Origin of the sequence: Streptomyces sp. NBC_01017 (assembly GCF_045162795.1) — a bacterium.
In the GTDB taxonomy this organism is placed as follows: Bacteria; Actinomycetota; Actinomycetes; order Streptomycetales; family Streptomycetaceae; genus Streptomyces; species Streptomyces machairae.
Window position 1 is genome coordinate 7,789,007 of the sequence record NZ_CP108683.1, and the last position, 24,368, is coordinate 7,813,374.

A 24,368-nucleotide genomic window follows, 5' to 3' on the forward strand; every position below is an offset into this window, starting at 1 on the left:
GGGGACCCGGCGGTGCGTGCACGCCCGCCGGATCTGAGAGGGCCCCTTGAGCCAGAGTCGACATGTCCCGGTGATGCTCCAGCGGTGCCTGGACCTGTTGGCCCCCGCGCTGCAGCGGCCGGGAGCCGTGGTCGTCGACTGCACGCTCGGGCTCGGCGGCCACAGCGAGGCTCTCCTCGAGCGGTTCCCCGAGGCGCGGCTCGTCGCGCTCGACCGGGACAAGGAGGCCCTGCGCCTGTCCGGCGAGCGGCTCGCACCGTACGGCGAGCGCGCCAACCTCGTGCACGCCGTCTACGACGAGCTGCCGGACGTCCTGGCCAGGCTCGGCATCGCGCGCGTGCAGGGCGTCCTGTTCGACCTCGGCGTCTCCTCCATGCAGCTCGACGAGGCCGACCGCGGCTTCGCCTACGCCCAGGACGCCCCCCTCGACATGCGCATGGACCAGACGAGCGGCATCAGCGCCGCCGAGGTTCTCAACACCTACCCGGCCGGTGAACTCGTACGGATCCTGCGCGCGTACGGCGAGGAGAAGCAGGCCAAGCGGATCGTGGCCGCCGTGGTGCGCGCGCGGGACAAGGAGCCGTTCACGAACAGCGCCCGGCTGGTGGAGCTCATCCGGGACGCGCTGCCGCAGGCCGCGAAGCGCACCGGCGGCAACCCGGCCAAGCGCACCTTCCAGGCGCTGCGCATCGAGGTCAACGGCGAGCTCTCCGTCCTGGAGCGGGCGATCCCGGCCGCCGTGGCGGCCCTCGACGTCGGCGGGCGGATCGCCGTGCTGTCGTACCACTCGCTGGAGGACCGGCTGGTCAAGCAGGTGTTCGCGGCCGGCGCCGCCAACACCGCCCCGCCCGGGCTGCCGGTCGTCCCCGAGCAGTACCAGCCCCGGCTCAAGCTGCTGACGCGCGGTGCCGAACTTCCCACCGAGGAAGAGGTCGCCGAGAACCGGCGCGCGGCACCGGCGCGCCTGCGGGGCGCCGAACGCATCAGGGAGTCCATCGAATGAGGGGCGCAACGCGGGGATGGGGGCGGGGACGGATGTCAGGGTCCAGAATTCAAACCCATGAGTGGGAGAACCGGTCTCGGGGGAGGGTGAGTGAGTAGGAAACCCGAACTGAGGGGCCGGGCCGCCCGGCTCGCGCGGCTCTTCCCCGCGGGGGTGGCGCATGCCGCCCGCGCCCCCTTCGTCCTCCTGGTCGTCCTCCTTCTCGGCGGCGGCCTCATCGGGCTCCTCGTGCTGAACTCCGCCCTCAGCGAAGGCGCGTTCAGACTCGACGACCTGCAGAAGGAGACGAAGTCCCTCACCGACGAGGAGCAGTCGCTCCAGCGGGACATCGACGCCTACTCCGCCCCCGAGGCCCTCCAGCGCCGCGCCCGCGAACTCGGCATGGTCCCCGGCGGGGACCCCGCCTTCCTCAACCCCGACGGCACCGTCAAGGGCGTCCCCAGCCCCGCGCCCGCCGGACGGACCGCGGCGTACAACACCCTCGTCCTTCCCCCCGAGGCCCTGGTCAGTGAGCCCGGAGTGCCCTCGGCGGCCAGTGCGACGCCCACGACGTCCGCACCCGAGGCCACCCCCGCCGTGCCGCAGCCCGCGCCCTCGTACGCCGAACCCCAGGACGCGCCCTCCGCCCAGCAGCCCGCCCCGTCCGCCCAGTCCACCACCCCGTACTCGACCCCCGGCAGGTGACGGAAGTGTCCGACAGGGAACCGCCGCGCCGCCGCGTGCCCGGACCCGCGAAGCCCGCGCGCTCCGCAGGCGCCCAGCGACGCCCCGGCCCCGGCGCCCGCCCGGCCCGCCGCCCGGCACGCCCCCGTCCGCCGGTCACCGGCGTCATCCGGCTCGGCAGCCCCCGCCCCCGGCTGCGGATGGTCGGCCTGGCCCTCACCCTCGTCCTGATCGCCTTCGTCGTGCGGCTCCTCCAGGTGCAGGGCGTCGACGCGAGCACCTACGCCGCCAAGGCTGAGAAGAACCGGTACGTCGGCTACACCCTGGCCGCCGAGCGCGGCGGCATCACCGACCGCAACGGCGTGGCCCTGGCGGCCAGCGTGGACGCGTACGACATCACGGCCGACCCCACCCTGTTCGCCCCCGAGCAGCTGAAGATCGACGACGGCCCCGAGCAGGCGGCCGCGCTCCTCGCGCCGATCCTCGGCCAGGAGCCGGAGAAGATCGTCCACAAGCTGCGGCCCGCGAACAAGAACCTGCGCTACACCTTGCTGGCGAGCCGTCAGACCCCGCAGGTCTGGAAGCAGATCAAGGACCTGAAGACCGCGCTGGGCACCAAGTCCGAGAGCGACAAGAGCACCGTCAACGTCCTCGCGGGCGTCCTGTCGGTCGCCAGCAGCAAGCGCGTGTACCCGAACGGCGACCTCGCCGCCGGGATACTGGGCTGGGTCAACTCCGACGGCAAGGGCGGCGGCGGTGTCGAGCAGCAGCTGAACGAGCAGCTGTCCGGCAAGGACGGCGAGATCCGCTACGCCCAGTCCGGCGGCCGGCAGGTCCCCACCGTGGGTTCCACCGAGACGCCCGCCGTGCCCGGCAGCGATGTCGAGCTCACCATCGACCGCGACATCCAGTGGGCCGCGCAGAACGCGATCACCAGGCAGGTGCAGGAGTCCAAGGCGGACCGTGGTTATGTGATCGTCCAGGACACCCGCACCGGCGAGATCCTCGCCATGGCCAACTCGCCCGGCTTCGACCCGAACGACCTCTCCGAGGCCAGCAGCGCGAACATGGGCAACGCTGCCCTCCAGGACGCCTTCGAGCCCGGCTCCACCGCGAAGGTCATGTCGATGGCCGCCGTACTGGAGGAGGGCGTGGCCACGCCCGGCACGCACGTCATCGTGCCCAACCGGCTGCACCGCGGCGACCGGCTCTTCAAGGACGACATCGACCACGACACCTGGTACCTCACGCTCAACGGCGTGCTCGCCAAGTCCAGCAACATCGGCACCATCCTCGCCACCGGCCAGCTCGGCAAGACCCAGCCGCAGTCCAACAAGGTCCTCTACGACTACCTGCGCAAGTTCGGCCTCGGCAGCTACACCGGGCTCGGCTTCCCCGGCGAGACCCCGGGCATCCTCGCCGCCCCGGACAAGTGGTCGACCTCGCAGCAGTACACGATTCCTTTCGGCCAGGGCGTGTCCATCAACGCGATGCAGGCGGCCTCCGTCTACTCGACCATCGCCAACGGCGGCGTACGCGTCGAACCCAGCATCGTGCGCGGCACCCAGGGCCCCGACGGGCAGTTCACGTCCGCCAAGGCACCCAAGAAGACCAGGGTCATCAGCGCGAAGACGGCGAAGACCCTCGCGCAGATGCTGGAGTCGGTCGTGGACGACAGGGAGGGCACCGGCACCAAGGCGCGTATCCCCGGCTACCGGGTCGCGGGCAAGACGGGTACGGCGAACCGAGTGGATCCGGCCACCGGCAAGTACCGCGGCTACACGTCGTCGTTCGCCGGTTTCGCGCCCGCCGACAAGCCCCGGATCACGGTCTACTGCGCCATCCAGAACGCCACCCAGGGCAACTACTTCGGCGGCCAGATCTGCGGACCCATCTACAAGCAGGTCATGGAGTTCGCCCTGAAGACCCTCCAGGTCCCGCCGACCGGGGCCAAGGCCGCGAAGCTCCCGGTCGCCTACCGGCCCTGACCACCACCCTGACCACCCTGATCAGCACCGAGCAGCCAGGAACCACCTCGTGACAACGATCACTCCCGACTCCGGGAACCAGGGCGCCCCCGGCCCCTCACTTCGCTCCCAGGCGGGTACGCCCGGTACGCTCACCGCCGTGCCACACGCTGATCAGTCCCAAACCACCCAGAAGGGGCAACCCGTGACGTATCCGGGGCCGCCCAGGCCGGCGCAGGTCTCTGCCACACCCCTTGCGGAACTTGCCGATCAGCTGGGTGCAACCGCGCCGGACCGCGCGGACGCCGTCGAGGTCACGGGCATCACCCATGACTCGCGCGCCGTGCGTCCCGGCGATCTGTACGCCGCCCTCCCGGGCGCCCGCCTGCACGGCGCCGACTTCGTGACGCAGGCCGCGAGCCTCGGCGCGGTCGCCGTGCTGACCGACCCGACCGGGGCCGAGCGCGTCGCCGCGACCGGCCTGCCGGCCCTGGTCGTCGAGAACCCGCGCGGGCAGATGGGTGAACTGGCGGCCACGATCTACGGCCACCCCGGCCGCGACCTCCTCCAGATCGGCATCACCGGCACCTCGGGCAAGACCACCACGGCGTATCTCGTCGAGGGCGCCCTCAAGACCACCCGTGCCACCGGACTCATCGGCACGGTCGAGATGCGCATCGGCGACGAGCGCATCAAGTCCGAGCGCACCACCCCCGAAGCCACCGACCTCCAGGCCCTGTTCGCCGTCATGCTCGAGCGTGGCGTGGAGGCGGTCGCCATGGAGGTCTCCAGCCACGCGCTGGTCCTCGGCCGGGTCGACGCCTGCGTCTTCGACATCGCCGTGTTCACCAACCTCAGCCCGGAGCACATGGAGTTCCACTCCGACATGGAGGACTACTTCCAGGCCAAGGCGCAGCTGTTCACCCCGAAACGCAGCAAACTCGGCGTCGTCAACCTCGATGACGAGTACGGCCGCAGGCTCGTCAAGGAAGCCACCGTTCCGGTCGTCACCTTCTCCGCCGAGGGCCACCCGGACGCCGACTGGCGCGCCGACGACGTGGCGATCGGCCCCATGGACTCGACGTTCACCGTGATCGGCCCCCAGGGCGAGCGGATCGCCGCCAGATCGCCGATCGCCGGCCCCTTCAACGTGGCGAACACCCTCGCCGCCATCACCGCCCTGGCCGCCGCCGGCCTCGACGTACAGGCCGCCGCCGACGGCATCGCCGCCGTGCCGGGCGTGCCGGGCCGGCTGGAGCGGGTGGACGCCGGGCAGCCGTATCTCGCGGTCGTGGACTACGCCCACAAGACCGACGCCGTCGAATCGGTGCTCAAGGCGCTGCGCAAGGTCACCGAGGGCAGCCTGCACGTCGTGCTCGGCTGCGGCGGGGACCGCGACACGACCAAGCGCGAGCCGATGGGTGCCGCCGCCGCCCGGCTCGCCGACACCGCCGTACTGACCTCCGACAACCCCCGTTCCGAGGACCCCCTGGCGATCCTCGCAACCATGCTCCAGGGCGCAGCGTCCGTGCCGGCGCACGAGCGTGGCGAGGTCCAGGTCTTCGAGGACCGGGCCGCCGCGATTGCCGCAGCCGTGGCGCGCGCCGAGCCGGGCGACACCGTGCTGATCGCGGGCAAGGGCCATGAGCAGGGCCAGGACATCGCCGGAGTAGTCCGTCCCTTCGACGACCGCCAGGTGCTTCGCGAAGCTATCCAGAAGACCCAGGGATGAACTTGTGATCGCCCTCTCTCTCGCCGAGATCGCAGAAGTCGTCGGCGGGCAGACGTACGACATACCGGATCCGTCCGTCCAGGTCACTGGATCCGTCGTCCGGGACTCCCGTGAAGTGGAGCCCGGCAGCCTCTTCGCCGCCTTCGTCGGCGAGCGCGTGGACGGCCACGACTACGCGTCGGCGGTCGTGGCGGCGGGTGCCGTCGCCGTCCTCGCCTCACGTCCCGTGGGGGTGCCCTCGATCGTCGTGGACGACGTCCAGAAGGCCATCGGCGCCCTCGCCCGTGATGTCGTACGACGGCTCGGCGCGACCCTCGTGGCCCTGACCGGCTCGGCGGGCAAGACCAGCACCAAGGACCTGATCGCCCAGGTGCTCCAGCGCAAGGCGCCGACCGTGTGGACGCCGGGCTCGTTGAACAACGAGATCGGACTGCCGCTGACCGCGCTGAGCGCCACCGAGGAGACGAGGTTCCTCGTCCTGGAGATGGGCGCCCGCGACATCGGCCACATCCGCTACCTCACCGGTCTGACGCCCCCGAAGATCGGCCTCGTGCTCAACGTCGGCACCGCCCACATCGGCGAGTTCGGCGGCCGCGAGCAGATCGCGCAGGCCAAGGGCGAGATCGTCGAGGGCCTCCCGGACGCGAGCGAGGGCGGCGCCGCCATCCTCAACGCGGACGACCCCCTCGTACGGGCCATGGCGTCCCGTACGAAGGCGAAGGTGATCCTTTTCGGAGAGTCCGGCGAAGCGGACGTACGCGCCGAGAACGTGCGACTCACGGACAGTGGACAGCCCTCCTTCATGCTTCACACACCCTCCGGGTGCAGCGATGTGACCATGCGCCTGTACGGTGAGCACCACGTGTCGAACGCGCTCGCCGCGGCCGCCGTCGCCCATGAGCTGGGCATGTCCGCGGAAGAGATCGCCACCGCGCTTTCTGAGGCGGGCTCCCTCTCCCGCTGGCGGATGGAGGTCACCGAGCGCCCGGACGGCGTGACGGTCGTCAACGACGCCTACAACGCGAACCCCGAGTCCATGCGAGCCGCCCTGCGCGCGCTCGCGGCGATGGGCAAGGGGCGGCGGACCTGGGCGGTGCTCGGCAAGATGGCCGAGCTCGGGGACGAGGCGCTCGCCGAGCACGACGCGGTCGGACGGCTCGCCGTCCGGCTCAACGTCAGCAAGCTCGTCGCGGTCGGGGGCAGGGAAGCGTCCTGGCTGCAACTGGGCGCATATAACGAGGGTTCGTGGGGTGAGGAGTCGGTGCACGTGTCCGATGCACAGGCGGCGGTCGACCTGCTGCGCAGCGAGTTGCGCACGGGAGACGTCGTACTCGTGAAGGCGTCCAGGTCGGTGGGCCTGGAGCACGTCGCGCTCGCACTGCTCGAGAGTGAGGTCTCCGGCCGATGAGGCAGATTCTGTTCGCCGGTGTGATCGGGCTCTTCCTGACCCTGGTCGGCACCCCGCTGCTGATCAAACTGCTGGCCAAGAAGGGCTACGGCCAGTACATCCGGGACGACGGCCCGCGCGGGCACGCCAGCAAGCGCGGTACGCCGACGATGGGCGGTATCGCCTTCATCCTTGCGACGATCATCGCGTACTTCGCCACGAAGCTGATCACCGGAGCACCGACCACGTTCTCGGGTCTCCTGGTGCTCTTCATGATGGCGGGCATGGGCCTCGTCGGCTTCCTCGACGACTACATCAAGATCATCAAGCGGCGTTCGCTCGGTCTGCGGGCCAAGGCGAAGTTGGTCGGACAGCTGATCGTCGGCATCACCTTCGCGGTGCTCGCCCTGCAGTTCGCGGACACCCGGGGCAACACCCCCGCCTCCACGAAGCTGTCGTTCGTACAGGACTTCGGCTGGTCGATCGGCCCGGTCCTGTTCGTGATCTGGGCGCTGTTCATGATCCTGGCCATGTCGAACGGTGTGAACCTCACCGACGGTCTCGACGGTCTGGCCACCGGCGCCTCGGTGATGGTCTTCGGCGCGTACACGTTCATCGGTGTCTGGCAGTTCCAGGAGTCCTGCGCCAACGCGACGACGCTCACCAACCCCTCGGCCTGCTTCGAAGTACGTGACCCGCTCGACCTGGCGATCGTGGCCTCCGCGCTGATGGGCGCGTGCTTCGGCTTCCTGTGGTGGAACACCTCGCCGGCCAAGATCTTCATGGGCGACACCGGTTCGCTCGCGCTCGGCGGCGCCCTCGTGGGCCTGGCGATCTGCTCCCGTACGGAGCTGCTTCTCGCCCTGCTCGGCGGCCTCTTCGTCCTGGTCACCATGTCGGTGGTCATTCAGGTCGGTGTGTTCCGCCTCACCGGCAAGCGCGTCTTCCGCATCGCACCGCTGCATCACCACTTTGAACACAAGGGGTGGTCCGAAGTCCTTGTGGTGGTCCGCTTCTGGATCATCCAGGGCATGTGCGTGATCGTCGGTCTCGGTCTCTTCTACGCAGGTTGGGCGAACAACAAGTGACCTCACTCGACGTCGCGGGGCTGCACGTCACCGTCGCCGGACTCGGCGTCTCCGGGATCCCGGCGGCCAAGGTGCTGCACGCGCGCGGGGCGAACGTCACGGTCGTCAACGACGGCGACGACGCACGCGCGCGTGAGCAGGCCGCCGAGTTGGAGGCGCTCGGTATCGTGGTCCGGCTCGGCGACGGGGCGACCCTGCCCGAAAGCACCGAGCTGATCGTCACCACGCCCGGCTGGAAGCCGGACAAGCCGCTGTTCGCGGCGGCCCGTGCCGCGGGCCTCGAGATCTGGGGCGACGTCGAGCTGGCCTGGCGGCTGCGCGGCCCGGATGCCGCCCCCTGGCTCGCCGTCACCGGCACCAACGGCAAGACCACGACCGTCCAGATGCTGGCCTCGATCCTCAAGGCGGCCGGCCTGCGCACCGCCGCCGTGGGCAACATCGGCGTCTCACTGCTCGACGTGGTGTTCGGCGACGAGCAGTACGACGTCCTCGCCGTCGAGCTGTCCAGCTACCAGCTGCACTGGGCGCCCTCCCTCCGGGCGCACTCCGCTGCCGTGCTGAACATCGCACCCGACCACCTCGACTGGCACGGCTCCATGGAGGCGTACGCCGCCGACAAGGGCCATGTCTACGACGGCAATCGCGTCGCCTGTGTCTACAACGTCGCCGACAAGGCCACCGAGGACCTGGTCCGCGAGGCCGACGTCGAGGAGGGCTGCCGGGCCATCGGCTTCACGCTGGGCACCCCGGCCCCCTCCCAACTCGGCATCGTGGAGGGCATCCTGGTCGACCGTGCCTTCGTCGAGGACCGGCACAAGAACGCCCAGGAGCTCGCCGAGGTCTCCGACGTGAACCCGCCGGCCCCGCACAACGTCGCCAACGCGCTTGCGGCGGCGGCCCTCGCCCGGGCCTACGGGGTGCCCCCCAAGGCCGTACGGGACGGCCTTCGGGCCTTCACCCCGGACGCCCACCGCATCGCGCACGTGGCCGACGTGGCAGGGGTCGCGTACGTCGACGACTCCAAGGCCACCAACACCCACGCGGCGGAAGCCTCGTTGGCGGCGTACGAGTCCATCGTGTGGATCGCGGGCGGGCTCGCCAAGGGCGCCGCCTTCGACGAGCTGGTCGCCAAGTCGGCAAAGCGACTGCGCGCGGCCGTCCTCATCGGCGCGGATCGCGGCCTGATCCGGGAAGCCCTGGCGCGACACGCGCCGGAAGTACCCGTCGTCGACCTCGACCGGACCGACACTGGGGCGATGCTCGCGGCAGTCCAGGAAGCCCGGCGACTCGCTGTTGCCGGAGACACGGTGCTCTTGGCACCTGCTTGTGCCTCGATGGACATGTTCGCCAACTACAACCAGCGCGGTGACGCGTTCGCGGAGGCGGTTCGCGAACTCGGCGCGGGCGCCTGACGCGGGTCTCGGCCACTGCGGGTGCTTCGGGACCCTTGGAGGGACGCGTGACTCGGATGCGGCCGGACGGTAGGTACCCCCACGGCGGGGCGGTGAGCGCCGATGCCCGGTAGCCGTACGGGACGGCCTCCCGTCCAGCGGGCCGTCCGGCGCCCCGTCGTTCCCCGGACGCCGAGCGACAACGGCGTACGCCGGCTCTACATCCGCCTGAACAGGGCGTGGGACCGGCCGCTGACCGCGTACTACCTGATCCTCGGCGGCAGCCTGCTGATCACCGTGCTCGGTCTGGTGATGGTCTACTCGGCCTCCCAGATCACCGCGCTGCAGATGTCGCTGCCCGGGTCCTACTTCTTCCGCAAGCAGCTGCTGGCCGCGGTCATCGGTACGGGGCTGCTGTTCGCCGCCTCGCGCATGCCCGTGAAGCTGCACCGGGCACTGGCCTACCCGATCCTCGCCGGCGCCGTCTTCATGATGGCGCTGGTTCAGGTCCCCGGGATAGGAGTCGCGGTCAACGGCAACCAGAACTGGATCGCCCTCGGCGGCTCCTTCCAGATCCAGCCCAGCGAGTTCGGCAAGCTCGCGCTGGTGCTGTGGGGCGCCGACCTGATCGCCCGCAAGGAGGACCGGAAGCTGCTGGCGCAGTGGAAGCACATGCTCGTGCCGCTCGTGCCGGTCGCCTTCATGCTGCTCGGGCTGATCATGCTGGGTGGCGACATGGGTACGGCGATCATCCTGTCGGCGATCCTGTTCGGCCTGCTGTGGCTGGCCGGGGCGCCGACCCGGCTGTTCGTGGGGGTCCTGTCGGTCGCAGGCCTGATCGGGCTGGTCCTCATCAAGACCAGCGCGAACCGCATGGCCCGCTTGCAGTGTCTGGGCGCCACCGAGCCGCGCAGCGGAGCCGTCGACTGCTGGCAGGCCGTGCACGGCATCTACGCGCTGGCCTCTGGCGGAATCTTCGGCTCCGGGCTCGGTGCGAGTGTGGAGAAATGGGGCCAACTCCCCGAAGCCCACACCGACTTCATCTTCGCCGTCACCGGTGAGGAACTGGGCCTGGCGGGGACGCTGTCGGTGCTCGCCCTCTTCGCGGCTCTAGGCTATGCGGGTATCCGCGTGGCCGGACGCACGGAGGACCGCTTCGTGAGGTATGCCGCGGGAGGCGTGACGACCTGGATCACCGCGCAAGCCGTGATCAACATCGGTGCGGTGCTCGGCCTGCTGCCGATCGCCGGCGTCCCCCTTCCGCTGTTCTCGTACGGAGGCTCCGCCCTGCTGCCGACCATGTTCGCCATCGGGCTGCTGATCGCGTTTGCGCGCGACGAGCCCGCTGCGCGGGCAGCGCTTTCCGTGCGGCAACCCCGCTTTGGTAGAAAGCGTGCGGGAGGCGCCGGCTCCGGCCGGGCGCCTCGGAGATGGAACACGATGCGACGGCGTGCCTCGGCGGCGCGCTCGTCCGGAGAGCGGTGAATTTCGGTGCATGTCGTACTCGCCGGTGGGGGGACCGCCGGCCACATCGAGCCCGCGCTCGCCCTCGCGGACGCCCTGCGCAGGCAGGACCCGACCGTGGGGATCACGGCCCTTGGCACGGAGCGGGGGCTTGAGACCACACTCGTCCCACAGCGGGGCTACGAGCTCGCGCTGATCCCCGCCGTGCCGCTGCCCCGCAAGCCCACGCCCGAGCTGATCACCGTCCCGGGCCGGCTGCGCGGCACGATCAAGGCGACCGAGCAGATCCTGGAGCGCACCAAGGCCGACGCGGTCGTCGGCTTCGGCGGCTATGTCGCCCTGCCCGGCTACCTCGCCGCCAAGCGCCTCGGGGTGCCGATCATCATCCACGAGGCCAACGCCCGCCCGGGTCTCGCCAACAAGATCGGCTCGCGCTACGCCGCCCAGGTCGCCGTCTCCACTCCGGACAGCAAGCTGCGCAACTCGCGCTACATCGGCATCCCGCTGCGCCGGACCATCGCCACCCTCGACCGCGCCGCGATGCGCCCGCAGGCCCGCGCCGCGTTCGGGCTCGACCCGAATCTGCCGACGCTGCTGGTCTCCGGCGGCTCGCAGGGCGCCCGCCGCCTCAACGAGGTCGTCCAGCAGGTCGCGCCCTGGCTCCAGCAGGCCGGAATCCAGATCCTGCACGCGGTCGGCCCGAAGAACGAACTGCCGCAAGTGCACCAGATGCCGGGAATGCCGCCCTACATCCCGGTAAGTTACCTGGACCGGATGGACCTCGCGTACGCCGCGGCCGACATGATGCTCTGCCGTGCGGGCGCGATGACCGTCGCCGAACTCTCCGCCGTCGGACTTCCGGCCGCCTATGTCCCGCTGCCCATCGGCAACGGCGAACAGCGGCTGAACGCCCAGCCGGTGGTCAAGGCCGGCGGCGGACTGCTGGTCGACGACGCGGAACTGACGCCCGAGTGGGTGCAGCAGAGCGTCCTGCCCGTGCTCGCCGACCCGCACCGGCTGTACGAAATGTCCCGCGCCGCAAGCGAGTTCGGCCGCCGGGACGCCGACGACCTGCTCGTCGGCATGGTGTACGAGGCGATCGCCTCGCACCGCCGCCAGTAACCGTATGACGGAGGGCAGGGAGCGTGGCCGGACCGACGACCGCCGAGCGCGGTGAACGCCAGCAGGAGTCGTCCGACCCGCCCCTCGCCCGGCGGTTGAGGGTGCGGAGACTTCGTACGATGATCATTCTTCTCGTCGTACTGGTACTCCTGGGCGCGGGTTCCGTCTGGCTGCTGTACGGCTCCAAATGGCTGCGCGTGGAGCGCGTATCCGTCTCCGGGACCCGGGTGCTGACACCCGCACAGGTCCTTGAGGCCGCCGACGTCCCCGTCGGGGCGCCGCTGATTTCCGTCGAGACCGATGCGATTGAGGCGCGGCTGCACCGGAAATTGCCCCGAATTGACGTGGTTGAGGTGGACCGCTCCTGGCCCCGCGGAATCGGCCTCAAAGTGGCGGAGCGTACTCCGGTTCTGATTGTCCAAAAGGATGGAAAGTTCATCGAAGTGGACAAGAAAGGCGTCCGATTCGCCACGGTTTCTGTGGCTCCGAAAGGCGTTCCCGCACTGGAATTGACGGTGTCTCGGTCGAGCTCCGCCGCCGCGAGTCTGCGCCGCTTCGGCGAGGCCCGTCTGATGCGGGAGGCGGTGCGGGTGGCCGACGCCCTGCCGGACGCCGTGGCGCGCGGTACCCAGGTCGTCAAGGTCCGTTCCTACGACGACATCTCACTCGTGTTGAGCGGCGGCACGACCGTCGCATGGGGGAGTGGCGAGAAGGGGGCCGCGAAGGCTCGCACACTCACCGCTCTCATGAAAGCCTCGCCGGATGCGCGGTACTTCGACGTCAGCGTTCCCACCGCCCCTGCGTCATCAGGGAGTTGACGCACATTCGCGCAGGCCAGCACCCTGGTTGGGCAGCGACATGGCTGATCACATAGGGTGAAAAGAAAAACGGGAGGTTCGGCGTGTTCGTTGAACGTGCGCCACTTGTCGACTTAGTGTCCTGTTCAGAAGACTTCAAGGAACAGACACACTGGTAACCCTAAACTTCAGGGTTAGGGTTCGGGTCGGCGCTACGGACCGTCCCATTCGGCATCAGTCGCGGTTCACGAAGCAGAGAGCTTCCCGTGATCCGACGACCCGTAACTCGAGGCGAGAGGCCTTCGACGTGGCAGCACCGCAGAACTACCTCGCAGTCATCAAAGTCATCGGTGTCGGCGGCGGTGGTGTCAATGCCATCAACCGGATGATCGAGGTCGGTCTCAAGGGCGTCGAGTTCATCGCTATCAACACCGACGCGCAAGCTCTGTTGATGAGCGACGCCGACGTCAAGCTCGACGTCGGCCGTGAACTCACCCGCGGACTCGGCGCCGGAGCCAACCCGGCCGTCGGCCGCAAGGCCGCCGAGGACCACCGCGAGGAGATCGAGGAGGTCCTCAAGGGGGCCGACATGGTCTTCGTGACGGCCGGTGAAGGCGGCGGCACCGGCACCGGCGGCGCGCCCGTCGTGGCCAACATCGCACGCTCGCTGGGCGCCCTCACCATCGGCGTGGTCACGCGCCCGTTCACCTTCGAGGGACGGCGCCGCGCCAACCAGGCCGAGGACGGCATCGCCGAACTCCGCGAAGAGGTCGACACCCTCATCGTCATCCCGAACGACCGGCTGCTGTCCATCTCGGACCGCCAGGTCTCGGTACTCGACGCCTTCAAGTCGGCCGACCAGGTCCTCCTCTCCGGTGTCCAGGGCATCACCGACCTCATCACCACCCCCGGCCTCATCAACCTCGACTTCGCCGACGTCAAGTCGGTCATGTCCGAGGCCGGTTCGGCCCTCATGGGCATCGGTTCGGCCCGCGGCGACGACCGTGCGGTGGCCGCAGCCGAGATGGCGATCTCCTCGCCGCTCCTGGAGGCGTCCATCGACGGCGCCCGGGGCGTGCTGCTCTCCATCTCCGGCGGCTCCGACCTCGGCCTGTTCGAGATCAACGAAGCGGCCCAGCTGGTCAGCGAGGCCGCCCACCCCGAGGCCAACATCATCTTCGGTGCGGTCATCGACGACGCCCTCGGCGACGAGGTCCGGGTCACCGTGATCGCGGCCGGCTTCGACGGGGGCCAGCCGCCGGCCCGCCGGGACAACGTCCTCGGCTCGGCCTCCTCCTCCTCTTCGTCCTCTGCCCGCCGCGAGGAGCCCACTCCGGCACGGCAGACCGAGAGCCGCCCGTCGTTCGGCTCCCTCGGCAGCGTCACGCCGAAGGAGGAGGCCGAGCCCGAGCCGGAGCCGGCGGCCGACATGCCGGTCGCCCCGCCGGTCCCGCCGTCCCGGACCTACGCCGACAGCGCGGCGGAGGAACTGGACGTTCCGGACTTCCTTAAGTGATCCTTCTGACGTGATAGGACAGCGCGACATCGTGAGCGGCGCGCACTTCGCCTTCACCGACCGGTGGGGCGGGGTGAGCGCCGCTCCGTATGAGGAGCTCAACCTCGGTGGGGCGGTCGGGGACGACACCGACGCCGTACTGACCAACCGCGATCTCGCCGCCAAGTCGCTCGGGCTCGATCCGGGCCGGGTCGTCTGGATGAACCAGGTGCACGGCACGGACGTGGCGGTGGCCGACGGACCATGGCTTGATCGTCCGGTGCCCGATGTCGACGCGGTCGTCACGGCACAGCGGGGTCTCGCTCTCGCCGTCCTCACCGCCGACTGCGTGCCGGTCCTGCTGGCCGACCCGGTGGCCGGGATCGTCGCCGCGGCGCATGCGGGGCGGCCCGGCATGATCGCCGGGGTCGTCCCGGCCGCGCTACGCGCGATGACCGAACTGGGTGCCGAGCCGTCCCGGATCGTCGCCCGCACCGGCCCGGCCGTCTGCGGACGGTGCTACGAGGTGCCGGAGGCGATGCGCGCCGAGGTGGCCGCCAGGGAGCCGACGGCGCACGCCGAGACGAGCTGGGGCACACCCGCGGTCGACGTGGCCGCCGGAGTGCACGCCCAGCTTGCGCGGCTCGGGGTGCGCGACCGGGAGCAGTCGCCGGTCTGCACGCTGGAGTCGGAGGACCACTTCTCGTACCGCCGCGACCGCACCACCGGGAGACTCGCGGGATATGTCTGGTTGGACTGAGAGAGCATGACGGACCGTAAGGGCGAACTGGCCGCGAACCTCGCGAAGGTGGAGGAGCGGATCGCCGCCGCCTGCGCGGCCGCCGGGCGCGGGCGCGAGGAGGTGACCCTGATCGTGGTCACCAAGACCTACCCCGCGAGCGACGTGCGGATGCTGTCGGAGCTCGGCGTGCGTCATGTCGCCGAGAACCGCGATCAGGACGCGGCCCCGAAGGCCGCCGCCTGCTCGGATCTTCCCCTCGCGTGGCACTTTGTCGGTCAGTTGCAGACCAACAAGGTGCGATCCGTGGTCGGTTACGCGGATCTCGTGCAGTCCGTCGATCGTTCCAAGCTGGTGACGGCCCTGTCGAAGGAGGCCGTACGGCAGGAGCGGGAGGTGGGCTGCCTCATCCAGGTGGCGCTGGATGCGGGAGAGAGCGCGCGGGGCGAGAGGGGTGGTGTGGCGCCCGGCGGGGTCGCAGAGTTGGCCGACCTCGTCGCGAACGCTCCGGGGCTGCGGATGGACGGGCTCATGACCGTCGCGCCGCTCAGCGGGGAGTACGAGGGGCGCCAACAGGCGGCGTTCGAGCGCTTGATGGATTTGTCGACTGACCTGCGCCGCGCCCATCCGACTGCGAACATGGTGTCGGCAGGGATGAGTGCGGATCTCGAGGACGCCGTGGCGGCCGGAGCGACACATGTGCGCGTCGGCACCGCGGTACTCGGAGTCCGCCCCAGGCTCGGGTAACGTCGCCAAGAAGTCGGACCACAGCAGAAAATATGGTCAATGTCGCCGAAAGGCGGGCGTAACGACCGTGTGGATCGCGGGCATTTGGCAGTCGTCAGCCGATCCACCACAGAGCGGAGGACTCAGAGCATGGCCGGCGCGATGCGCAAGATGGCGGTCTACCTCGGCCTCGTGGAGGACGATGGGTACGACGGCCGGGGGTTCGACCCCGACGACGACTTCGAGCCCGAACTGGACCCGGAGCCCGAGCGGGACCATCGACGGCACGAGCCGTCCCACCAGTCCCACAATGCACATTCGTCCCAAAGGGACGAAGAGGTGCGAATCGTGCAGCCGCCCGCGCCGCGTGAACCCGTGGCCCGATCGACTTCGCTCCCCGCGGAATCCGGCCGTCCCGCGCGCATTGCGCCCGTGGCGTCTATCACACAAGAACGCGCAAGCCTGGAGAAGAACGCACCGGTGATCATGCCCAAGGTCGTGTCTGAACGAGAGCCGTACCGGATCACCACACTTCACCCGCGGACCTACAACGAGGCCCGTACCATCGGGGAACACTTCCGTGAAGGCACCCCGGTGATCATGAATCTGACTGAGATGGATGACACAGACGCGAAGCGACTTGTCGACTTTGCGGCAGGTTTGGTGTTTGGTCTTCACGGCAGCATCGAGCGGGTGACGCAGAAGGTGTTCCTGTTGTCGCCTGCTAACGTCGATGTCACGGCGGAGGACAAGGCCCGTATCGCAGAGGGCGGGTTCTTCAACCAGAGCTGAGACGCACCACCGGAAGTAAACGCACGGATCAGGGAACAGGGGAGAGGGAAGCACCAGTCATGAGCGTGGTTCTGCAGGTTCTCTACATCGCGCTGATGGTTCTCCTCATCGTGCTCATCTTCCGGTTGGTCATGGACTATGTCTTCCAGTTCGCCCGCTCGTGGCAACCCGGCAAGGCGATGGTGGTCGTTCTGGAGGCCACCTACACTGTCACTGATCCACCGCTCAAGCTTCTGCGGCGGGTCATCCCGCCGCTGCGTCTCGGGGGCGTGGCGCTCGACCTGTCCTTCTTCGTATTGATGATCATCGTCTACATCCTGATCACGCTCGTGCGGAGCGCGATGTGAGCGATGTGAGAGATACGGTCTTGCCGACTGCCGACGACTACGTTGAGGTGAAGAGATGCCGTTGACCCCCGAGGACGTGCGGAACAAGCAGTTCACGACCGTCCGCCTCCGAGAAGGCTATGACGAGGACGAGGTCGATGCCTTCCTCGATGAGGTCGAAGCCGAACTGACCCGCCTGCTCCGCGAGAACGAGGACCTGCGCGCCAAGCTGGCCGCGGCCACGCGTGCTGCTGCCCAGAACCAGCAGAACATGCGCAAGCCCCCGGAGGGTCCCGGCGGCCCGCAGGACCAGCAGCAGGGCGGCATGCCGCAGGGCGGTATGCCCCAGCAGGGCATGCGCGGTCCCGGGGCTCCCGTCCCCGCTGGGATATCGGGCCCGCCGCAGCAGCAGATGGGTGGCCCCATGGGTGGTCCGCCCCAGCTGCCTAGCGGTGCCCCGCAGCTGCCCGCCGGTCCCGGCGGTCAGGGTGGCCCCCAGGGTCCCGGTCCGATGGGCCAGGGTCCGGGGCCGATGGGCCAGCCCCCCATGCAGCAGATGGGCGGCCCCATGGGCGGTCCTATGGGTGGCCCGATGGGCGGTCCCGGTCAGGGCGGCCCCGGCGGCGACAGCGCCGCGCGCGTTCTGTCGCTTGCCCAGCAGACCGCCGACCAGGCGATCGCCGAGGCCCGTTCCGAGGCCAACAAGATCGTCGGCGAGGCGCGTTCGCGTGCCGAGGGCCTCGAGCGTGACGCCCGTGCCAAGGCTGACGCCCTGGAGCGGGACGCGCAGGAGAAGCACCGTGTCGCGATGGGCTCCTTGGAGTCCGCCCGCGCCACGCTGGAGCGCAAGGTCGAGGACCTGCGTGGCTTCGAGCGCGAGTACCGCACGCGGCTGAAGTCCTACCTCGAGTCCCAGCTGCGCCAGCTGGAGACCCAGGCGGACGACTCGCTCGCCCCGCCGCGCACTCCGGCCACGGCGTCTCTCCCGCCGTCCCCGGCGCCTTCCATGGCTCCGGCCGGCGCGAGTGCCCCGTCGTACGGCGGCAACCAGACGATGGGCGGCGCCCCGTCCCAGGCTGCTCCGTCCTACGGCGGTCAGCAGCAGATGTCCCCGGCGATGACCCAGCCCATGGCTCCGGTCCGGCCGCAGGGTCCCGGCCCGATGGGCCAGGCCCCGTCGCCGATGCGCGGGTTCCTGATCGACGAGGACGACAACTGACGGTTGGTAGTACGCCGTAGACGCTGGCAGCGTTCAGGGCGGGGCCCCGGATTCCGATCCGGGGCCCCGCCCTTTTGCTACGCGTGTTTACGGCCTCTGCGGTGTTTGTTCGGGGTTGGGCGGGGTGTCCGACGTACACAACGCCGAAGGCCCGGGCCGGCCAAGATTTTCTTGGCGGGCCCGGGCCTGGGGAGGGGCGCCAGCCCCTCAGGGGCGCGGGGAACTGCGCGACCGGCCACGAGCCACCCGCAGTCGCAGGACGACCGGTGCCGGCAGACGCGACGCTCCTCGGTGGGCGTTACGCCTTACGCAGGCGGAACGTCAGGGTCAGCCCCTCGTCGGCAAAGGCGGAGCCATACGTGTCGTCCGCCTCACCCTGGGCGAAGTCCGTCGCCAGGACCTCGTCGGCGATGAGCTCGGCGTGGTCGCCCAGCGCCGCGATCGTCGCCGCGTCCGTCGCCGTCCAGCGGAGCGCGATGCGGTCGGCCACGTCCAGGCCGCTGTTCTTACGGGCCTCCTGGATCAGGCGGATCGCGTCACGTGCCAGGCCCGCGCGGCGCAACTCCTCCGTGATCTCCAGGTCCAGGGCCACCGTCGCGCCCGAGTCGGACGCCACCGACCAGCCCTCGCGCGGGGTCTCCGTGATGATCACCTCGTCGGGTGCGAGTGTGACCGTCTCGCCGTCGACCTCCACCGACGCCGTGCCCTCGCGCAGGGCCAGGGACAGCGCCGCCGCGTCCGCGTTCGCGACGGCCTTCGCCACGTCCTGGACGCGCTTGCCGAAACGCTTGCCCAGGGCGCGGAAGTTGGCCTTCGCGGTGGTGTCGACGAGGGAGCCGCCGACCTCCGAGAGGGACGCGAGGGATGTGACGTTCAGCTCCTCCGTGATCTGCGCGTGCAGCTCGCGGTCGAGCGCGTCGAAGCCTGTCGCGGCGATGAGCGCACGCGACAGCGGCTGGCGGGTCTTCACGCCCGACTCCGCGCGCGTGGCGCGGCCCAGCTCCACCAGCCGGCGGACCAGGACCATCTGCTTCGACAGCTCCGGGTCGATCGCCGACAGGTCCGCCTCGGGCCAGGACGCCAGATGCACCGACTCCGGCGCGTCTGGCGACACCGGCACGATCAGGTCCTGCCAGACCCGCTCGGTGATGAACGGGGTCAGCGGGGCCATCAGCTTGGTGATCGTCTCGACGACCTCGTGCAGGGTGCGCAGCGCCGCCTTGTCGCCCTGCCAGAAGCGGCGACGCGAGCGGCGGACGTACCAGTTCGACAGGTCGTCGACGAACGCCGAGAGCAGCTTGCCGGCGCGCTGGGTGTCGTACGCCTCCAGGGACTGGGTCACCTGGTCGGTCAGCGCGTGCAGTTCGGACAGGAGCCAGCGGTCCAGGACCGGACGGTCGGCGGGGGCCGGGTCGGCCGCGGACGGCGCCCAGTTCGACGTGCGGGCGTACAGGGCCTGGAAGGCGACCGTGTTCCAGTACGTCAGGAGTGTCTTGCGGACGACTTCCTGGATCGTGCCGTGGCCCACGCGGCGTGCCGCCCACGGGGAGCCGCCGGCCGCCATGAACCAGCGCACCGCGTCCGCGCCGTGCTGGTCCATCAGCGGGATCGGCTGCAGGATGTTGCCCAGGTGCTTGGACATCTTGCGGCCGTCCTCGGCGAGGATGTGGCCGAGGCACACGACGTTCTCGTACGACGACTTGTCGAAGACCAGGGTGCCGACCGCCATCAGCGTGTAGAACCAGCCGCGGGTCTGGTCGATGGCCTCGGAGATGAACTGTGCCGGATACCGGCTCTCGAACAGCTCCTTGTTCTTGTACGGGTAGCCCCACTGCGCGAACGGCATCGAACCCGAGTCGTACCAGGCGTCGATGACCTCCGGCACGCGCGTGGCCGTCTGCCGGCACTGCGGGCAGGGGAAGGTCACGTCGTCGATGAACGGGCGGTGCGGGTCCAGCTCGGACTGGTCGGTGCCCGTGAGCTCGCTGAGCTCCGCGCGGGAGCCGACGACCGTGAGGTGGTCGTCCTCGCAGCGCCAGATCGGCAGCGGGGTGCCCCAGTAGCGGTTGCGGGACAGCGCCCAGTCGATGTTGTTGTTCAGCCAGTCGCCGTACCGGCCGTGCTTGACCGTGTCCGGGAACCAGTTGGTCTTCTCGTTCTCCTCGAGGAGCCGGTCCTTGATGGCGGTCGTGCGGATGTACCAGGACGGCTGCGCGTAATAGAGCAGCGCGGTGTGGCAGCGCCAGCAGTGCGGGTAGCTGTGCTCGTACGGGATGTGCTTGAAGAGCAGACCGCGCTGCTGGAGGTCCTCGGTGAGCTTTTCGTCCGCCTTCTTGAAGAAGACGCCGCCGACCAGGGGGACGTCCTCCTCGAAGGTGCCGTCCGGGCGGACCGGGTTCACGACGGGCAGGCCGTACGACCGGCAGACCTTGAGGTCGTCCTCACCGAAGGCGGGGGACTGGTGGACCAGACCCGTGCCGTCCTCGGTCGTGACGTACTCGGCGTTCACCACGTAGTGGGTGCCGCCCTCGGCCTCCGGGAACTCGACCAGCTCGAACGGGCGCTGATAGGTCCAGCGCTCCATCTCCGCGCCCGTGAAGGTCTGACCAGTGGTCTCCCAGCCCTCGCCGAGGGCCTTGGCGACCAGGGGCTCGGCGACGACGAGCTTCTCCTCGCCGTTCGTCGCGACGACGTAGGTCACCTCGGGGTGGGCGGCGACGGCCGTGTTGGAGACGAGAGTCCAGGGCGTGGTCGTCCACACCAGGAGCGCGGCCTCGCCGGCGAGCGGGCCGGAAGTGAGCGGGAAGCGGACGTACACGGACGGGTCCACGACCGTCTCGTAGCCCTGTGCCAGCTCGTGGTCGGACAGGCCGGTGCCGCAGCGGGGGCACCAGGGGGCGACGCGGTGGTCCTGGACGAGGAGGCCCTTGTTGAAGATCTCCTTGAGGGACCACCAGACGGACTCGATGTACTCGGGCTCCATCGTGACGTAGGCGTCGTCGAGGTCGACCCAGTAGCCCATGCGGGTCGTCAGGTCGGCGAAGGCGTCGGTGTGGCGCAGCACGGACTCGCGGCACTTGGCGTTGAACTCGGCGATGCCGAACGCCTCGATGTCCTTCTTGCCGCTGAAGCCGAGCTCCTTCTCGACCGCCAGCTCCACCGGCAGGCCGTGGCAGTCCCAGCCGGCCTTGCGAGCCACGTGGTAGCCGCGCATGGTGCGGAAGCGGGGGAAGACGTCCTTGAAGACGCGGGCCTCGATGTGGTGGGCGCCGGGCATGCCGTTGGCGGTGGGCGGGCCCTCGTAGAACACCCACTCGGGGCGGCCCTCGGACTGGTCCAGGCTCTTGGCGAAGATCTTCTGCTCGCGCCAGAAGTCGAGCACGGCGTGCTCGAGGGCGGGCAGGTCGACCTGGGCGGGTACCTGGCGGTACGTCGGCGTTGTCATCAGCGAGCTTCCTCCGGCGGACTTGCTGCCTTCCGTCCGGAGGGACGAGAGCCGTGTCTTTCCTTACGCCGGTTTCGGCGCGCTCCCGCGGTACCACCCTCCTTGGCCCTCCGGCGCGGGGTGTGCGTCGGTGAGCCCCCTCATTGGGGTCGCGATGCCGGTTCTACCGGCCGCTGCTGTTCGGCTGCGGCTTTCTTCCGACGGCTCCGGGGTGATCTTCACGTCGCGCCTGCCCCCGGGCTTCCACCGTCCCCGGGTCGCTCTGGGCTGCGTACGCCGCTACTCGTCCCCATCCATGCTTTTCGCTCCGCCCAGTGTACGGCGCCGCGGGGACACCGGCCGACCGGATTTCCCGGCCCTCGGGGCGGAGATCGGGTTCGGGCCGGGATGACCCGAATGGCGCGGTACGCCTGTTCGGATTCTGGGACGTCCAGCTCGTCTGCATACCCGGCGGGGAGCTGGGCACAACGGATGCAGGTCCGGCGCGCTGCATGCGCGAGGCGGGCGAATCGGGCGGTGTGCCCCGTTGCCGCGGGACTCAAGTCGATTTATCGTCCCAGCACGATTCGCGAGCAAGATCACAATATGTGAAGGGGCCGCGGCATGGTGGCGAAGAAGACCGCCGTACAGCAGTCGGCGTCGGGCAGGTCCACCTATGCGATGGCCTCCGGCGGGGTGATGGCTTCGGGCGGTACGGGTGTCGCTGGTGGGGCGGGTGCTTCCGGTGGGGTTCTGGCTTCCGACGGTCTGGGTGCTTCCGGCGGGCTGATGGCCTCCGGCGGTGCGGCCAAGGATGTGGGCGGGAAGAAGAGCGCGCGGGGTGGGGCCGCTGGGGCGCGGGGCGGGAAGCCGGTCAAGAGGACGGTGCGGGAGGTCGCCCGGGGCGGGGCGGGGGAGCCGGGCTCGGCTGCCGAGGGGAGTGCTTCGAAGAGGGGTGCTTCGAAGAAGGGTGCGTCGGAAGGGGCCGGTGAGCCGGCGGCGGGGAAGGGTGGGAAGGGGAGGGGCTCGAAGGCGACCAAGAAGGTGGGGGCGGTCAAGGCGGCTGCTGAGAAGGCGGTTGCGAAGGTGGTGGGTAAAGGGACGGCGGCTGAGAAGGCGGGGGCGAAGTCAGGGACAGCTCCGGGGACTGCGGCTCAAGAGGCGGAGGCCAAGAGGGTTGCAGCGACGGCGCCGGGGAGCGGGGGGCCGGCGGCTGAGGGGGCGGTGACCGGGACGGCGGCGTACAGGGAGTCTGTGGGTGAGGCTGCGGGGTCCAGGAAGCCGGCCGCTCAGGAGACGGTGACCGGGGCGGCGGTGGTCGGGGAGGCTGCCGGTAATGCGGCGGGGGCCAAGAAGGCGCGGGCCAGGAAGGCCGTGTCCGGGGGCAAGGCGGCCGAGGGATCGGCGGCGGACGAGGCGTCGGGAAAGAAGGCGGTCGCCATGGAAGCGGCAGCCGAGGGCACTGGAGCCAAGAAGGCAGCGACCCGGAAGAGCACGGCGGAGAAGGGCGCAGCCAGGGCGAGTACGTCCAAGAAGGCTGTGGCCAAGGAAGGCGCCGCCAGGAAGGTGGCGGTGAGAGCGACCGTCGAGGAGGAAGCGGCCGGGGAGGCGGCGACCAAGAGGGCGGCTGGGCGCGTGGCGGCCGGCAGGGCCGCGGCTGGTGGGAAGGCAGCCGGTCGGCAGAAGGCTGGGAAGAAGACGATCAGCCAGGTAGCGGGCGGAAAGGCATCGGGCGGAAAGGCATCGGGCGGGAAGGCATCGGGTGGGAAGGCCGCGCCCGGCAAGGCGGCCGCTCAGGAGGCATCTGCCGGGCCGGCGGCGGCCGGTAAGGGGGCGACTGCCCAGGTCACGGTTGGTACGAAGGCGGCCAAGCCTGGGAAGGATTCGGGCGGCAAGGCGGCGGCGGGTAAGGGAACGACTGCCCGGGTTGCGGGTGGCGGCAAGGCGGGCGGGAAGGAGTCGGCCGGCAAGGCGGCCGCCAGTAAGAGGGCGACAGACCAGGTAGCGGCCGGCAACAAGTCGGTCGGGAAGAAAACGGCCGGCAAGGCGTCGGACGGCAAGAAGGTGGCCGGTCAGGTAGGTGCCGGCACGAAGGCGGCCGGCTCAGGGACGGCCGGTCAGGAAGCTCCCCGTGAGGGAGCGGCCGGTGCGAAGGCGGCCGCCAAGAAGGCGGCCCATGAACTGGAGGCGGCGGAGAAGGGCGCCCGGAAGGCGGCCGGTCAGGTCGTGGCCGGCAAGGAAGCGTCCGGCAAGAAGGTGGCTGGGGAGAAGGGCGCCCGGGAGAAGGCGGCCGGTCAGGTCGCGGCCGGCAAGGAAGCGGCCGGTAAGAAGGCGGCCGGTAGGGCGGGGGGCTCCGGAGGGGGCCTTGAGGAGGGTGGCGTGGTGGAGAAGGGCGCCTCCAAGGGGAGCCTGGGTGCGGCCGGGAAGCGTGCGGGCGCCAAGAGCAGGGCCAAGAAGGCGGGCGCGGCGCAGGCCGCGGAGCAGACGGGAGCCACGACGGTGGTTGCGAAGAAGACTCCTGGCACGGCCACGGCGGCCAAGACCGCCGTTCCCAAGGCACGCATCGCCGCGGCGGTGGAGCCCGGCGAACTCGCGGTGCGCCCCGGCGAGGACCCCTGGACCCCGGAGGAGGTCGACGAGGCCCGCGCCGAGCTGATGGCCGAGGCGACGCGGCTGCGCGACGAGCTCACGTCGTCCGAGCAATCCCTGGTCGGCCTGATGCGGGACTCCGGGGACGGCGCCGGCGACGACCAGGCGGACACCGGTGCCAAGAACATCACGCGTGAGCACGAGCTGGCGCTCGCCGCCAACGCGCGCGAGATGCTCGAGCAGACCGAGCGGGCCCTGGAGCGGCTCGACGCGGGCACGTACGGTCTGTGCGAGAACTGCGGCAACCCGATCGGCAAGGCACGCATGCAGGCCTTCCCGCGCGCGACCCTGTGCGTCGAGTGCAAGCAGAAGCAGGAACGCCGGTACTGACCGGTAGGCGGGTGCCGCCGGACGTGCCGTACTCTCGTCCTCAGTCAGGTACCT

Annotated in this window: 18 protein-coding genes; 17 read left to right on the forward strand and 1 reads right to left on the reverse strand. The window is 70.0% G+C overall.

Translation table 11 applies throughout. The features are described 5' to 3' along the window. Positions 1–46: 46 nt before the first annotated feature. The 16 genes from rsmH (at position 47) to OG331_RS35835 (ending at position 17,911) form a co-directional block, all read left to right on the forward strand. Entirely contained in the window at positions 47–1,003 is a 957-nt protein-coding gene (gene rsmH, locus OG331_RS35760) for a 16S rRNA (cytosine(1402)-N(4))-methyltransferase RsmH (RefSeq protein WP_406204109.1), read from the forward strand. A 90-nt stretch (positions 1,004–1,093) separates the two neighbouring features. After that, positions 1,094–1,687, forward strand: a complete 594-nt coding sequence (locus tag OG331_RS35765) for a septum formation initiator family protein (RefSeq protein WP_406204112.1) — start codon at positions 1,094–1,096, stop codon at positions 1,685–1,687. A gap of 5 nt (positions 1,688–1,692) precedes the next feature. Then, positions 1,693–3,654, forward strand: a complete 1,962-nt coding sequence (locus OG331_RS35770; protein ID WP_406204115.1) for a peptidoglycan D,D-transpeptidase FtsI family protein — start codon at positions 1,693–1,695, stop codon at positions 3,652–3,654. Positions 3,655–3,838: 184 nt separating this feature from the next. Continuing rightward, entirely contained in the window at positions 3,839–5,365 is a 1,527-nt protein-coding gene (locus OG331_RS35775) for a UDP-N-acetylmuramoyl-L-alanyl-D-glutamate--2,6-diaminopimelate ligase (protein WP_406204118.1), read from the forward strand. A 4-nt stretch (positions 5,366–5,369) separates the two neighbouring features. Further along, positions 5,370–6,773 carry a UDP-N-acetylmuramoyl-tripeptide--D-alanyl-D-alanine ligase gene (murF, locus tag OG331_RS35780; RefSeq protein WP_406204121.1) on the forward strand — a complete coding sequence of 468 codons (1,404 nt, stop codon included), beginning with the start codon at positions 5,370–5,372 and terminating at the stop codon, positions 6,771–6,773. Then, positions 6,770–7,840, forward strand: a complete 1,071-nt coding sequence (mraY, locus tag OG331_RS35785) for a phospho-N-acetylmuramoyl-pentapeptide-transferase (protein WP_406204124.1) — start codon at positions 6,770–6,772, stop codon at positions 7,838–7,840. Before murF ends, mraY begins: the two co-directional genes overlap by 4 nt. Beyond that, on the forward strand, positions 7,822–9,252 hold the full coding sequence (gene murD, locus OG331_RS35790) for a UDP-N-acetylmuramoyl-L-alanine--D-glutamate ligase (RefSeq protein WP_406204127.1): 1,431 nt from the start codon (positions 7,822–7,824) through the stop codon (positions 9,250–9,252). The genes mraY and murD overlap by 19 nt, the downstream gene beginning before the upstream one ends. Before the next feature lie 102 nt (positions 9,253–9,354). Further along, positions 9,355–10,716, forward strand: coding sequence for a putative lipid II flippase FtsW (ftsW, locus tag OG331_RS35795; RefSeq protein ID WP_406204130.1), 1,362 nt, complete (start codon positions 9,355–9,357; stop codon positions 10,714–10,716). A gap of 6 nt (positions 10,717–10,722) precedes the next feature. Next, the gene (gene murG, locus OG331_RS35800; protein WP_383596616.1) at positions 10,723–11,817 is read left to right on the forward strand and encodes an undecaprenyldiphospho-muramoylpentapeptide beta-N-acetylglucosaminyltransferase; all 1,095 of its coding nucleotides are present in this window, start codon (positions 10,723–10,725) and stop codon (positions 11,815–11,817) included. Positions 11,818–11,840: 23 nt separating this feature from the next. Further along, positions 11,841–12,635: a cell division protein FtsQ/DivIB gene (locus OG331_RS35805; protein WP_406204133.1), complete on the forward strand. Its 795-nt coding sequence runs from the start codon at positions 11,841–11,843 to the stop codon at positions 12,633–12,635. A 286-nt stretch (positions 12,636–12,921) separates the two neighbouring features. Further along, complete coding sequence (ftsZ, locus tag OG331_RS35810; protein ID WP_406204136.1) at positions 12,922–14,130, forward strand: cell division protein FtsZ; 1,209 nt, start codon at positions 12,922–12,924, stop codon at positions 14,128–14,130. A gap of 10 nt (positions 14,131–14,140) precedes the next feature. Beyond that, positions 14,141–14,869, forward strand: coding sequence for a peptidoglycan editing factor PgeF (pgeF, locus tag OG331_RS35815; RefSeq protein WP_406204139.1), 729 nt, complete (start codon positions 14,141–14,143; stop codon positions 14,867–14,869). 6 nt (positions 14,870–14,875) lie between these two features. Then, positions 14,876–15,595 (forward strand): YggS family pyridoxal phosphate-dependent enzyme, encoded by a 720-nt coding sequence (locus tag OG331_RS35820; RefSeq protein WP_362378219.1) that lies wholly within the window; start codon positions 14,876–14,878, stop codon positions 15,593–15,595. 129 nt (positions 15,596–15,724) lie between these two features. After that, the gene (locus OG331_RS35825) at positions 15,725–16,366 is read left to right on the forward strand and encodes a cell division protein SepF (protein WP_363039253.1); all 642 of its coding nucleotides are present in this window, start codon (positions 15,725–15,727) and stop codon (positions 16,364–16,366) included. Between the two features lie 59 nt (positions 16,367–16,425). Further along, positions 16,426–16,713, forward strand: a complete 288-nt coding sequence (locus tag OG331_RS35830) for a YggT family protein (RefSeq protein WP_328428366.1) — start codon at positions 16,426–16,428, stop codon at positions 16,711–16,713. A gap of 55 nt (positions 16,714–16,768) precedes the next feature. Next, a complete protein-coding gene (locus tag OG331_RS35835; RefSeq protein ID WP_362378221.1) occupies positions 16,769–17,911 on the forward strand; it encodes a DivIVA domain-containing protein in 1,143 nt (380 codons plus the stop codon). A gap of 298 nt (positions 17,912–18,209) precedes the next feature. On the opposite strand, the gene ileS is transcribed toward OG331_RS35835, so the two are convergent. After that, positions 18,210–21,356: an isoleucine--tRNA ligase gene (gene ileS / locus OG331_RS35840; protein WP_406204144.1), complete on the reverse strand. Its 3,147-nt coding sequence runs from the start codon at positions 21,354–21,356 to the stop codon at positions 18,210–18,212. A gap of 1,233 nt (positions 21,357–22,589) precedes the next feature. Between ileS and OG331_RS35845 the strand changes: the two genes are divergently transcribed. Continuing rightward, positions 22,590–24,314, forward strand: a complete 1,725-nt coding sequence (locus tag OG331_RS35845) for a TraR/DksA C4-type zinc finger protein (protein WP_406204147.1) — start codon at positions 22,590–22,592, stop codon at positions 24,312–24,314. Positions 24,315–24,368 lie beyond the last annotated feature (54 nt).

Coding starts and splice junctions, on each gene's coding strand:
- OG331_RS35830 (WP_328428366.1), top strand. CDS start 16,426: ATGAGCGTGGTTCTGCAGGTTCTCTACATCGCGCTGATGGTTCTCCTC.
- OG331_RS35835 (WP_362378221.1), top strand. CDS start 16,769: ATGCCGTTGACCCCCGAGGACGTGCGGAACAAGCAGTTCACGACCGTC.
- ileS (WP_406204144.1), bottom strand. CDS start 21,356: ATGACAACGCCGACGTACCGCCAGGTACCCGCCCAGGTCGACCTGCCC.
- mraY (WP_406204124.1), top strand. CDS start 6,770: ATGAGGCAGATTCTGTTCGCCGGTGTGATCGGGCTCTTCCTGACCCTG.
- ftsW (WP_406204130.1), top strand. CDS start 9,355: ATGCCCGGTAGCCGTACGGGACGGCCTCCCGTCCAGCGGGCCGTCCGG.
- OG331_RS35825 (WP_363039253.1), top strand. CDS start 15,725: ATGGCCGGCGCGATGCGCAAGATGGCGGTCTACCTCGGCCTCGTGGAG.
- OG331_RS35820 (WP_362378219.1), top strand. CDS start 14,876: ATGACGGACCGTAAGGGCGAACTGGCCGCGAACCTCGCGAAGGTGGAG.